The organism is Acidovorax sp. JG5, assembly GCF_017939685.1.
GTDB lineage: Bacteria > Pseudomonadota > Gammaproteobacteria > Burkholderiales > Burkholderiaceae_C > Acidovorax.
The window spans coordinates 1-12028 of record NZ_JAGKSE010000039.1 but is presented as its reverse complement, the minus strand read 5'-3'; the positions used below and the strand labels follow the sequence as shown (position 1 = coordinate 12028).

General features: G+C 59.1%; 10 protein-coding genes, 1 tRNA gene and 1 pseudogene. All 12 read right to left on the bottom strand.

The window, feature by feature from the left end; genetic code table 11:
* Positions 1 to 196 precede the first annotated feature (196 nt).
* Positions 197 to 273 (bottom strand) — tRNA-Pro (locus tag J8G26_RS18570).
* A 30-nt stretch (positions 274 to 303) separates the two neighbouring features.
* Positions 304 to 732, bottom strand: coding sequence for a MerR family transcriptional regulator (locus J8G26_RS18565; protein WP_210570718.1), 429 nt, complete (start codon positions 730 to 732; stop codon positions 304 to 306).
* 95 nt (positions 733 to 827) lie between these two features.
* Complete coding sequence (locus tag J8G26_RS18560) at positions 828 to 1160, bottom strand: integration host factor subunit alpha (protein WP_086912601.1); 333 nt, start codon at positions 1158 to 1160, stop codon at positions 828 to 830.
* 21 nt (positions 1161 to 1181) lie between these two features.
* Entirely contained in the window at positions 1182 to 3629 is a 2448-nt protein-coding gene (gene pheT / locus J8G26_RS18555; RefSeq protein ID WP_210570716.1) for a phenylalanine--tRNA ligase subunit beta, read from the bottom strand.
* 125 nt (positions 3630 to 3754) lie between these two features.
* On the bottom strand, positions 3755 to 4807 hold the full coding sequence (gene pheS / locus J8G26_RS18550; protein WP_210570714.1) for a phenylalanine--tRNA ligase subunit alpha: 1053 nt from the start codon (positions 4805 to 4807) through the stop codon (positions 3755 to 3757).
* A gap of 101 nt (positions 4808 to 4908) precedes the next feature.
* Complete coding sequence (gene rplT / locus J8G26_RS18545; protein ID WP_005795139.1) at positions 4909 to 5268, bottom strand: 50S ribosomal protein L20; 360 nt, start codon at positions 5266 to 5268, stop codon at positions 4909 to 4911.
* Between the two features lie 25 nt (positions 5269 to 5293).
* Complete coding sequence (rpmI, locus tag J8G26_RS18540) at positions 5294 to 5497, bottom strand: 50S ribosomal protein L35 (protein ID WP_005795135.1); 204 nt, start codon at positions 5495 to 5497, stop codon at positions 5294 to 5296.
* 173 nt (positions 5498 to 5670) lie between these two features.
* Positions 5671 to 6276, bottom strand: coding sequence for a translation initiation factor IF-3 (infC, locus tag J8G26_RS18535; RefSeq protein ID WP_087745424.1), 606 nt, complete (start codon positions 6274 to 6276; stop codon positions 5671 to 5673).
* An 80-nt stretch (positions 6277 to 6356) separates the two neighbouring features.
* A complete protein-coding gene (gene thrS, locus J8G26_RS18530) occupies positions 6357 to 8276 on the bottom strand; it encodes a threonine--tRNA ligase (protein WP_087745422.1) in 1920 nt (639 codons plus the stop codon).
* 382 nt (positions 8277 to 8658) lie between these two features.
* Positions 8659 to 8889 (bottom strand): annotated as a pseudogene (locus J8G26_RS18525) (isocitrate lyase); the annotation flags it as partial.
* A gap of 231 nt (positions 8890 to 9120) precedes the next feature.
* Complete coding sequence (locus J8G26_RS18520; RefSeq protein WP_210570712.1) at positions 9121 to 10305, bottom strand: site-specific integrase; 1185 nt, start codon at positions 10303 to 10305, stop codon at positions 9121 to 9123.
* Between the two features lie 566 nt (positions 10306 to 10871).
* Positions 10872 to 11828, bottom strand: a complete 957-nt coding sequence (locus J8G26_RS18515) for a DUF5906 domain-containing protein (RefSeq protein ID WP_210570709.1) — start codon at positions 11826 to 11828, stop codon at positions 10872 to 10874.
* Positions 11829 to 12028 lie beyond the last annotated feature (200 nt).

Genomic DNA, 12028 nt, shown 5'->3' with positions numbered 1-12028 from the left:
TCGCCATCGGCGGTCAACATGGGTTTGCCGTGCGCTTACGATGCGCAGTTCTGCGGGTCCAAAAAGCTTTCCTGCAACGAGTCCACTGATCATGGGATTTCCTGTATGGGGCAATGGAACAGAGCCAGCCTCGGTGGCCTTGAACGCGCATAGCAAAAAAGCCCAGAACCTTTCGGCTCTGGGCTTTTGCTATCAATGGTCGGCGTGGCGGGATTCGAACTCGCGACCCCTTGCACCCCATGCAAGTGCGCTACCAGGCTGCGCTACACGCCGACAAGACTTAAATTATATACAGAAAAATCTTCAGTTCAGGGAAAGCAGGGCACGAATCTCAAATAATTCCTGCCGCACCGCATTGCTGTCGAGTAAGTCGCCAGCGCCATGGATGCTGGCTCCCTGCGTGCTAGCGCCGCCCTCGAGCACGGACACCGACTCCGGCATCAGCATCTCCTCAAGCGCCTCATCGTGTGCCGCAGGCACTGAATCCTGCAAGCGGTTGCGGGCACCGCTGATGGTGAAGCCCTGGTCATACAAAAGATCGCGGATGCGACGGATCATCAGCACCTCATGGTGCTGGTAATACCGGCGATTACCACGCCGCTTCATAGGCCGCAACTGGGTGAATTCCTGCTCCCAGTAGCGCAGAACATGGGGCTTGACACCACACAAGTCCGCCACTTCACCAATCGTGAAATACCGCTTGGCGGGAATAGAAGGAAGCTGGGTACCCATGGGCGCTGGTTCAGGCGGAAAGCTGGCTAGCGTACTGCAGACGGCCCGCGGGCGCCAGACTGAAACAACAATTCAGCCACCTACTGGGCCAACATTCACGCACCAGCAGAACCAGCGGACTGGATCTGCTCCTTGAGCTTGCTGCTGGCATGAAAAGTTACCACCCTGCGCGCCTGGATGGGAATGGCCTCCCCCGTGCGCGGGTTGCGGCCCGGTCGCGGCGCCTTGGTGCGGATCTGGAAATTTCCAAAACCCGAAAGCTTGACGTCCTTGCCGTCCACCAGGCGTTGCGCAATGAGATCGAAGAAAGCGTCGATCATGTCCTTGGACTCGCGCTTGTTCAACCCGATCTGATCGAACAGGAGATCGGCCAGTTGCGCCTTGGTCAGCGCAGGGGTTTCGATACTTTCTACCGCAAATTCAATCACGTAGGCGCTCCCGGTTCTACATCAAACACGCAACCGTCCACCAGTGCGGGCGACCAATTGGGCCACAACAGCCTGCACTGCGGTGTCGATCTCGGCTTCCGTCAAGGTTGCCTCGGCACGCCCCAGCGTCAGGCGCACCGCCAGACTCTTCTCACCAGCGGCCAGACCGCCGGCAGGCGCTGCTTCGCCAGCGCGCAAGGGCTTGGGTCGGTACACGTCAAACAGCACGGCGGAACGCAGCATGGTGCCGGGCACGGCCGCCGTGATGGCATCCATCACCTCGGCATGCGTCACGCGCTCGGCCACCACCACGGCCAGATCGCGCTCGACCGCCTGGTGCTTGGCGACCGGCTGGAACTGGGGCACCACGCGCTGCAGCACCGCGTCAAGCTCCAGCTCGAACATCACCGGCGCCTGGGGCAGATCCCACGACTGGCGCCACTGCGGATGCAGCTCGCCCACAAAACCGATGGCGCGGCCGTCCACCAGCACGCGTGCGCAGCGGCCGGGGTGCATCGCGGGGTGGGTGCCAGGCTCGAACGTGGCGCGCAAGGGCGCCAGCAGCGCTTGCACATCGCCCTTCACGTCGAAAAAATCAATGGCCTGCTCCTTGCGGCCCCATTGCAGCATGTCGTTGGGGCCGTAGGCCAGACCGGCAACACGCATAGGCTGGAGGAAACCTTCCACCGTGGTGTCGGTGTTGCGCACGCTGGCGTCGCGCAGGAACACGCGGCCCAGTTCGAACACGCGCACGCGCTGGGCCTTGCGGTCCAGGTTGAACTTCAAAACTTGTAGCAGAGAACCCAATAGCGTAGAGCGCATGACGCTCATCTGGCTTGCAATGGGGTTGAGCAGCTTGATGGGCTGCACATTGGCTGCCAGCTCATGTTCCCAGCGCTCTTCCACAAAGCTGAAGTTGATCGTCTCCTGGTAGCCCAGGCCCGCCAGCGAGCGGCGCACGGCAAACGGGCTGCGCGTGGCCTCGGGAGCCAGCTTGGGCGTGATGGGCGCCAGCGGCGGCGTGGTGGGCAGGTTGTTATAGCCCACCATGCGCGCAACTTCTTCGATCAGGTCTTCCTCGATGGTGATATCGAAACGGTATGCGGGGGGCGTGACCGTGAGTGTGCCCTCGCCCTGCACCACGGGCAGTCCCAGGCGCTGCAACGCATCGGCACACTGGGCTGGCGTCAGCGGCATGCCGATAACCTTAGCGGCACGCGCCACACGCAGCGTGACGGGCTGCGGCACAGGCAGGTTCATCGCCTGGTCATCCATGGGGCCGCACACCGTCTCGGGCGTACCGCAGATATCGATGACGAGTTGGGTGATGCGCTCGATGTGCTCCACAGTCAGGCTCGGGTCCACGCCGCGCTCGAAGCGGTGACCGGCATCGGTCGAGAAGTTGAAGCGGCGCGAGCGGCCTGCCACTGCCTTGGGCCACCAGAACGCGGCCTCGATGTAGATGTGCTTCGTGTCGTCGGACACCGCGGTCGCGTCACCACCCATGATGCCGGCCAGCGATTCAACCTGGTTGTCGTCGGCGATCACACCCACCTTGTCGTCCACGGTGATCGTGTTGCCATTGAGCAGCTTGAGCTGCTCACCCGGCTTGCCCCAGCGCACATGCAAGCCGCCGTGGATCTTGTCCAGGTCAAAAATGTGCGACGGGCGGCCCAATTCGAACATCACATAGTTCGAGATGTCCACCAGCGGCGACACGCCACGCTGGCCGCAGCGGGCCAGGCGGTCCAGCATCCATGGCGGCGTGGCAGCGCGTGTGTTCACGTTGCGCACGATGCGGCCGGAGAAGCGGCCACACAGGTCGGGCGCGCTCACCTTCACGGGCAGTTTGTCGGCCAACTTGGCGGCCACTGCGGGGAACGACGGCTGCTGCAGCGGCACGCCTGTGAGGGCGGACACTTCGCGCGCGATGCCATACACGCTCAGGCAATGCGCCAGATTGGGCGTCAGCTTCAGGGTGAACAGCGTGTCATCCAGGTTCAGATGCACACGAATGTCCTGGCCCACGGGCGCGGAGGTATCCAGCTCCAGCAGGCCGCCATGGTCTTCCGACAGCTTGAGCTCACGGGCAGAACACAGCATGCCCTGGCTCTCCACGCCGCGCAGCTTGCCCACCTTGATCAGGAAAGGCTTGCCGTCATCGCCAGGCGGCAGCTCGGCGCCCACCAACGCGCAAGGCACCTTGATGCCCACGCGGGCATTGGGTGCGCCACAGACGATGTTGAGCAGGGCGCCCTGCCCCACGTCCACTTGGCACACACGCAGACGGTCGGCGTCGGGGTGCTGCACGGCCTCCTTGATTTCGCCCACCACGATCTTGGTGAACGGCGGCGCCACGGGGCGCAGCTCTTCGACTTCCAGGCCCGCCATGGTGAGGGTGTCGGCCAGTTCTTGGGTGGTCAGCGGTGGGTTGCAGAATTCGCGCAACCAGGACTCGGGGAATTGCATAGTGGAGAGATTCTTTGGCGTTTGCTATAAAAAAAGCAGCTACTTGCGCTTGTCAAATATTGGTTTCAGGCTTAAATCATTCTGAAACCCAATGAAATAAAGCGCGAGCAGCTCACTTTTTTGCATTATTGGAACTGCGACAGAAAGCGGATATCGCCGTCGAAGAACAGGCGCAGGTCGTTCACGCCATAGCGCAGCATGGTCAGCCGGTCAGGCCCCATGCCGAAGGCAAAGCCGATGTACTTCTCGGGGTCGAGCCCCATGTTGCGCACCACGTTGGGGTGCACCTGGCCCGAGCCAGCCACTTCGAGCCAGCGGCCAGCCAATGGGCCCGCCTGGAACTGGATGTCGATCTCGGCGCTAGGCTCGGTGAACGGAAAAAAGCTGGGGCGAAAGCGCAACACGAGATCGTCGCTTTCAAAGAACGTGCGGCAGAAATCCGTGAAGATGACCTTCAGGTCTTTGAAGCTCACGTTCTCGCCAATCCACAGGCCTTCGCACTGGTGGAACATGGGCGAGTGCGTGGCATCGCTGTCCACGCGGTAGGTGCGGCCCGGCACGATGACGCGAATCTCGGGCATGGGCTGGCCGGCATCCAACAGTGCACGGTGGGTCTTGACGTGCTGGACCGCGTGGCGCACCTGCACCGGGCTGGTGTGGGTGCGCAGCAGGTTGGGGGCGCCGGGGGTGCCGCCCTCGACATAGAAGGTGTCGTGCATGGAACGCGCGGGATGGTCTTCCGGCGTGTTCAGTGCGGTGAAGTTAAACCAGTCGGTTTCGATCTCGGGGCCTTCGGCCACGTCGAAACCCATGGAGCCGAAGATACCCTGGATGCGTTCGAGCGTGAGCGATACCGGGTGCAGACCACCCTGCCCGCGCTGGCGGCCTGGCAGGCTCACGTCCAGCGCTTCGGCCTTGAGCTGCACCTGCAGTTCGGCGTCGGCCAATGCCTGGCGGCGCGCAGTGAGAGCTGCCTCGATGGCCTGCTTGGCCACATTGATGGCCGCACCGCGAGACTTTTTCTCCTCGACGGACAGCTGCGCCATGCCCTTCATGAGCTCGGTCACGCGGCCCGACTTGCCCAGAAACTGCGCCTTGGCGTTTTCCAGATCAGCAGGGGTGGCGCTTTGGGCAAACAGTTGCGTCGCGCTCTCGACCAGGGAATCCAACTCGTTCATATCGACTCTTGAAAATGAACAAGGGCTAGTGCCTTTTCAAGCCCTAGCCCTTGCTGTTATTGCGCAAGCAGCTATCAAAACGATAGCCACTCATCGTGAACTCAAGCAGCCAGCTTGGCCTTGACTTGTTCCACGATGCTGCCAAAGGCAGCCTTGTCGTGCACGGCGAGGTCGGCCAGCATCTTGCGGTCGATCTCGATGGATGCCTTCTTCAGGCCGTTGGCGAACTGGCTGTAGGTCAGGCCCAGTTCACGGGCAGCGGCGTTGATACGGGCGATCCACAACTGGCGGAACACGCGCTTCTTGGTGCGGCGGTCACGGTAGGCATATTGCCCAGCCTTCATTACCGCCTGTTTGGCGATACGGAAGACGTTACCGCGGCGACCACGGAAACCCTTTGCAAGGGCGAGAACTTTCTTGTGACGGGCACGGGCCGTTACACCACGTTTGACGCGAGGCATGTATGTACTCCTTGTTCGTCAGTTATTAAAGGCCAGCGCTGGGCAGCATTTGTGCGATCGAGCCCATATTGGTCTCATGCACATTCACTGCACCACGCAGATGGCGCTTGTTCTTGGTGGTCTTCTTGGTCAAGATGTGACGCTTGAAGGCTTGACCGCGCTTGACGGTGCCACCGGGACGAACGCGGAAACGTTTTTTCGCGCTGCTCTTGGTCTTCATTTTGGGCATGTGAATGCTCCTTTTCGTTGTGCTCGTGAGGCGTTTGCAAACCGATCTGCAAACTTGTTGGCCCCGAGCCACTTTTATCGAAAGGCTTTCGCCTTTCGCTCGACGATGCCAAAGCACCACCGACTCGAACACTGCACTCTTGCGAACGCAGTGTTCAAATTCTCAAAACCACCTCAGGCCGAAGTGCCGGAAACTGAAGCAGTTTCTGCCACCGGCTTGGCTGTAGGCTTCTTCTTGCCAGGGGCAATCATCATGATCATCTGGCGGCCTTCCAGCTTGGGAAACTGCTCAATGATGATGCTGTCAGCCAACTCATCACGAATCCGGTTCAGCAAAGCCAAACCGAGTTCTTGGTGCGTAATTTCACGGCCGCGAAACCGCAGCGTGATCTTGCACTTGTCTCCATCCGCCAAAAAACGGCGAATGTTGCGCATCTTGATGTTGTAGTCGCCATCGTCCGTACCCGGACGGAATTTGACTTCCTTGATCTCGATGACCGTCTGCTTGGCCTTGGCTTCGGCAGCACGCTTTTGTTCCTGGTACTTGAACTTGCCATAGTCCATCAGGCGGCACACTGGCGGATTCGCCGTCGCGGCGATTTCCACCAGATCCACATCCAACTCGCCCGCCATGCGCAGGGCTTCCATCAAGCTCACCACTCCCAAAGGCTCATTCTCAGGCCCGGACAGACGGACTTCGGGGGCCATGATTTCACGGTTCAGGCGGTGCTTGCGCTCTTCACGGTGGCGACGATCACGAAATTCAGTAGCGATGGCTATCTTCCTTGAATCAAAATGCTACAAAATAAGTAGCTAACACCGCACAATGGGCGCGGGCCAGAGCATGTTTTCTATCAAAATCACACTTTGGAGGCGATGTCCTGGGCGATCAACTCTGCGAACGCTTCAACGGACATCACGCCGAGGTCTCGATTGCCCCGGCCGCGCACTGCGACGGCACCTGCTGCCTTCTCCTTGTCACCAGCGACAAGTATATAAGGCAGCTTTTGCAACGAATGCTCGCGTATTTTATACGTAATCTTCTCGTTGCGCAGGTCGAGCGCCACCCTAAGGTCTTGATGGGGCAGTGCTTTTTGCAGTTTTGCAGCCATTTCACGACAGTAATCGCCCTGCGCATCGGTGATGTTGAGCACCGCAATCTGCACCGGCGCCAGCCAGACAGGTAACGCGCCGGCATGCTGCTCGATCAGGATGCCGATGAAACGCTCCAGACTGCCCACAATGGCACGGTGCAGCATCACGGGGCGATGGCGAGCGCCGTCTTCCCCTACATACTCGGCATCCAGCCGCTCGGGCATGGAAAAGTCCACCTGGATGGTGCCGCACTGCCACTGACGGCCAATCGCGTCCTTGAGCGTGTACTCGATCTTGGGGCCATAGAACGCGCCTTCACCGGGTGAAAGCACGTATTCACAGCCAGAAGCCTCAAGGCTGTCGATGAGCGCGGCCTCGGCCTTGTCCCAAATCTCGTCGGAGCCTATACGCGCTTCGGGGCGCGTGGCGACCTTGTAAATGATGTCGGTAAAGCCGAAGTCCTGGTAGACCTTTTGCAGCAGGCGCGTGAAAGCCAGCACCTCGGGCTGAATCTGGTCTTCGGTGCAGAAAATATGCCCGTCATCCTGCGTGAAGCCGCGCACACGCATGATGCCGTGCAAGCCGCCCGTGGGCTCGTTGCGGTGGCACTGGCCGAATTCACCATAGCGCAGCGGCAGATCGCGGTAGCTCTTGATACCTTGCTTGAAGATCAGGATGTGGCCGGGGCAGTTCATCGGCTTGAGCGCATAGTCGCGCTTTTCCGATTCGGTCGTGAACATGTTGTCGCGGTATTTGTCCCAGTGACCGGTCTTCTCCCACAGCGTCTTGTCAAGCAGTTGCGGGCCCTTGACCTCCTGGTAGCCGTTGTCGCGGTAGACGCGGCGCATGTACTGCTCTACCTCCTGCCACACCGACCAGCCCTTGGGATGCCAGAACACGACGCCCGGCGCATGGTCGTCGATGTGGAACAAGTCAAGCTCACGCCCCAGCTTGCGGTGGTCGCGCTTTTCGGCCTCCTCCAGCATCGTCAAATACTGCTGCAATTCATCCTTGGTGGCCCAGGCCGTGCCATAGACCCGCTGCAGCATTTCGTTGCGGTGATCACCACGCCAGTAGGCCCCCGCCACCTTCATGAGCTTGAAGAACTTGAGCTTGCCGGTGCTGGGCACATGCGGGCCGCGACACAGATCTTCGAAATTGCCTTCGCGGTACAGGCTCACGTCTTCGTTGCTGGGGATGCTGGCAATGATTTCTGCCTTGTAGTGCTCACCCAGACCCTTGAAGTACGCCACTGCCTCATCACGCGGCAACACGCGACGTACCACAGGCTCATCCTTGGCCGCCAGTTCGGCCATGCGCTTTTCGATGGCAACCAAGTCTTCGGGCGTGAAGGGGCGCTTGTAGGCAAAGTCGTAATAAAAGCCGTTTTCGATCACCGGACCGATGGTGACCTGCGCATCTGGAAACAGTTCCTTGACGGCATAGGCCAGCAAGTGGGCGGTGGAGTGGCGGATCACGTCCAGACCATCGGCATCCTTGGCGGTAATGATGGACAGCGGACTGTCAGCCGTGATCTGGTAGCTGGTATCTACCATCTGGTCTCCGATCTTCCCCGCCAATGCGGCTTTGGCCAGACCCGAGCCAATGGAGGCCGCCACTTCGGCCACCGTGACGGGGCCTGGAAACTCGCGCTGTGAACCGTCGGGAAGCGTGATGTGAATCATGGGGGTAACTCTTTCTTTTCAATCAGTGCAATGGGGGCGGGCACGCGCCAGGCCCAGGAAACAAAAAAGCGCGGAACAGGGCCGCGCTTCTTGGAGGTGTGTGCAATCTCGTGCAGGCGCGAACAGCCAGCCTTAACGGCCGGTCAACATCTCCGATGTAGTTCGCGGTGTCATAACCAGATTGCCTTTCTCGCTCTTGTGCAGTGAATTTACCCCTATTTTAACCTTGCAGACAACAAAAAAGCCCGAAGCATTTGGACCGGGCTTTTTGGTGAGTGCATTTCGCGCCACAACCAAGCGGCGCAGAAAGCTNAGCATTTGGACCGGGCTTTTTGGTGAGTGCATTTCGCGCCACAACCAAGCGGCGCAGAAAGCTCTCAGATCAGTGGAACTGCTCTTCTTCGGTCGAACCCGTCAGGGCCTTCACGGAAGACGAACCGCCCTGGATCACCGTGGTCACGTCGTCGAAGTAGCCTGCGCCCACTTCCTGCTGGTGCGACACGAAGGTGTAGCCCTTGTCGCGTGCTGCGAATTCAGGCTCTTGCACCATGTTCACGTAGTGCTTCATGCCTTCGCCGTTGGCGTATGCATGGGCGAACTGGAAGGTGTTGAACAGGCCAAAGATCCTCGTAAGTTGAAGATTTTCAAGGGTTTTTTCGTCTTTTTCAGGTTGCTTTTCTGCACCACCCACCCATCCCCCAACTGGTGTTCCTATGCCCAACTCTAATGGCCAATGGGATCAACACTTTTTCTCGCTCCGGGCCATTGCGATCCCACCACCCACCCAACCCAGCCGCCGTTTCCGCTGAGGGGGTGAAGGGGGAAATTTTGCCCAGTTTTTCAGCTACGCGCTGGCCCTTTGGCTTTCCAGCCTCGGACCTACGGCGGCATTGGCTGCGGCATCCACGGCTGCGTGCAAGGTGGCATCCGACAAATGGGCATAACGTTGTGTCGTCTTGACCTGGGAATGCCCTAGCAGCTTGCCCACCACATAGATGGACTGCCCTGCATTCACCAAGTTGCTGGCAAAGCTGTGCCGCAAATCGTGCATCCGCACATCAGGCAGGCCTGCTCTTTTTCGCGCCGTATCCCATGCGCAGAACAGATTGCCATACGGCTTGAGCGTGTCGGGGTTCGGTACAACATAGGGGCACCCCTTCCACTTTGGCAGCACTTGCAGCAGCTCCATCGCCTTCGCGGAAATCGGAATGTTGCGTGCCTTCCCAGACTTTGACATGGGGATACGCCAGTTGCGCCGCTCCATATCAAAGTGCTCCCACTTGGCGTCCAGCAGTTCCCGCTTGCGGCAACCAAACATCAGCATCAACGCCACGATGTGCTTGAGCTGAGTGTTCTCGCTCTGGGCCAGTGCCTCGTGCAGCCGTACGGTCTCCTCGCTGCTCAGATAGCGCTCTTTCGCGTTGTTGGCCTGAAACAGCGTCACCTCGTTGGCGGGATTCGACGAAGCGCCCTGCACTCTCATCTTCTTGGCCAAATTGAACATGATCTTGAACAGGATGGGCAGCTTGTTCGCCATGGCCAGCGCATACCCTTTGCTGCGCATACCTTGATGGGCTTCGGAGATCATCGTGGAGGTGATCTGGTCGAGATGCAGCGCACCAAACCGAGGAAGGATATGGATGTTCAGAAAGCTGATGGTGGACTGAAAATTCCTCCTGTGCAGATGAATGTGAGGGATGTACTTTTCGCGAATGAACTCTGCGAGCGTGGGTACTTGGCGAAGAGCCTTCTTGTCGTCAGAAGGGTTCTCTCCCAGCACCACCTTTGAGCGGAGCTTTTCTGCAGCCTGCCGCGCCTTCTCGAAGGTAATGGCTTTGGCATCACCAATCTTGTGCTGGCGCTGCTTCCCGTAGGGGTCACGGTACCGAAGGCTGTAGGTCTTTCCTCCGGTGGCACGGACTTCCAGAATGAAGCCGGTGATGGCGTTGTCGTAGTAGTCAGTCTTGCTGCGCCCTTCTTGGCAGACAGCATCGCGGACAAAATGGGCATCCAGGTTCACATTGGGCATGAAATATCTCCTTGGTAGGGGTGAAATGAAAAAGCGGCAAAGATGCATTCAGGTCCACCCTCGGTGCAAAGGAGAGTGGCCGAAGACGCGAGAAGCAGTTGCTGGAAGCTGAGGCCAGGCGGCCACAGGAGGTATAGCCATAGAGGCAGGAAGACAAAGAGCATGTGATCTCCTTTGATGGATGCGCATGAGGCGCGGATTGAAGGAAACGGGGTGGTGGTTCCGATGGGGTCTCGGCCAGGTTTTGACCAAGACCGTGTCGAGAAACTCGCCATGCCACGTCCTGCACACAACAGCACAGGGCGAGGGGTATGGACGAAATGAAGGGCGCGCGAGAGGACGCAGAAGAGCCCAGGTGGCCTGCCACGGCACAGAGCAGGTATGGATGAGTGCCGCTTGCCTAGGCGCAGATGGATTTAGGCGGTGGTGAGGCCACCAAGGTGGTCAGGGGTAGAGAGTAAAAACCGGGCCGCCGACAGTCGTGGCGGTTTTCTCGTTCTTACCGAGGTCTCCCAGGAAAAAACCCACTTTTCCCACTTTCGAAGGAGGTTGGCGAAGCAGAGGCCTCAGAAGTCAAGAGGCTGGTCGCTGACCGGAGCGTGTGGCGTACTGCCGTCCAAATGCGAAACCGCCGAGAAATCAGGCTTGAGGGCTATCCCCCTGAAGATTTCGTAGCCGTCCAGCGTCGCCAGCTTGACGCCCAACTGCAAGTTGAACTCCAGCTTCTCCTTGAATGCACTCTTCGCAAATGGCTTGCGGCCACTCTCTTGACACCACGAGCGGTACTCTGTGTAGAGCGATGACCGGCGAACGTGAAGCGAGCAACCCAGTTCGCAGCTTTCATGAATGAACTCATCCACGGAACTGGCTGAACGCTGCCATTGCGCCATCAGGCGGTCGTGCACCTTCGATGGCGAGAAGCCTCCTTGCTGCAGTACCCGCGCACCCGCTTTCAGCGCCTTGTAGGCGATACCGGATATATCGCTCTTGGCGATACGGTCCGACAGACCGGCATCCAGCGGCAAACCGTTCTTGAGTCGGCTGTTGGGGAACTCCGCCAGTAGCCACCGGGAAAAGAACGCCGCCGAGTGATCATTGGTTCTGATCATGTGGTTGCTCATGAACAGGTGTCCGGCGGTGTTTCGGTACATGAATGGCGGCTGGGTTGGAAATCGGCCCACGACCTCGTCGCGACCCAGCACTGACTTGAACTCAGCGGCCGGGATAGGCAGGTGCTCCGCCAATTCGCCGACAACGTTCAGACGTTTTCCTGCCATCATCGCCAAGTAATACTCTTTGTTCCATGAGGTCGGAGCAGCGGCCGAGCACAACTCGGCGGGCACAAGGTTCCTGTAGATCTTTTCCAGGGTGCCCTTTCCAGCACGCCCGTAGCGGTCCAGCCACGCAAATGCTTTTTCATATTGGTGAGCCACTCCCAGCATCACAGCTCCAGCGTATTCCTCCATCAATCGCCGCTGCCCCTCTTCTTCACCCGCCACATCGGAGCTGAAGGTTTCGTGCATGAAAGCGTCATATTGTGGAGTTGGCAGGTCCTCAGGCTCAAAGCTCAGCGCCACCGTTTGACGGTGCTCTAACCCCAGGGGCTCTTTGCAGACTACTCCTTTCCAGATGCGATAGAAGCTTTGAAGACACGCAATGCCTACAGGAACTTTTTCGAAGAAGTGTCCTGGTCAAGTTTTTTCGGACATTCCGATAGGGGAAT

What these genes read in the sequence shown, in the direction of transcription:
- J8G26_RS18565 (WP_210570718.1), bottom strand. Translation starts at nt 732, where the DNA reads ATGGGTACCCAGCTTCCTTCTATTCCCGCCAAGCGGTATTTCACGATT.
- pheT (WP_210570716.1), bottom strand. Translation starts at nt 3,629, where the DNA reads ATGCAATTCCCCGAGTCCTGGTTGCGCGAATTCTGCAACCCACCGCTG.
- pheS (WP_210570714.1), bottom strand. Translation starts at nt 4,807, where the DNA reads ATGAACGAGTTGGATTCCCTGGTCGAGAGCGCGACGCAACTGTTTGCC.
- rplT (WP_005795139.1), bottom strand. Translation starts at nt 5,268, where the DNA reads ATGCCTCGCGTCAAACGTGGTGTAACGGCCCGTGCCCGTCACAAGAAA.
- rpmI (WP_005795135.1), bottom strand. Translation starts at nt 5,497, where the DNA reads ATGCCCAAAATGAAGACCAAGAGCAGCGCGAAAAAACGTTTCCGCGTT.
- thrS (WP_087745422.1), bottom strand. Translation starts at nt 8,276, where the DNA reads ATGATTCACATCACGCTTCCCGACGGTTCACAGCGCGAGTTTCCAGGC.
- J8G26_RS18520 (WP_210570712.1), bottom strand. Translation starts at nt 10,305, where the DNA reads ATGCCCAATGTGAACCTGGATGCCCATTTTGTCCGCGATGCTGTCTGC.
- J8G26_RS18515 (WP_210570709.1), bottom strand. Translation starts at nt 11,828, where the DNA reads ATGCACGAAACCTTCAGCTCCGATGTGGCGGGTGAAGAAGAGGGGCAG.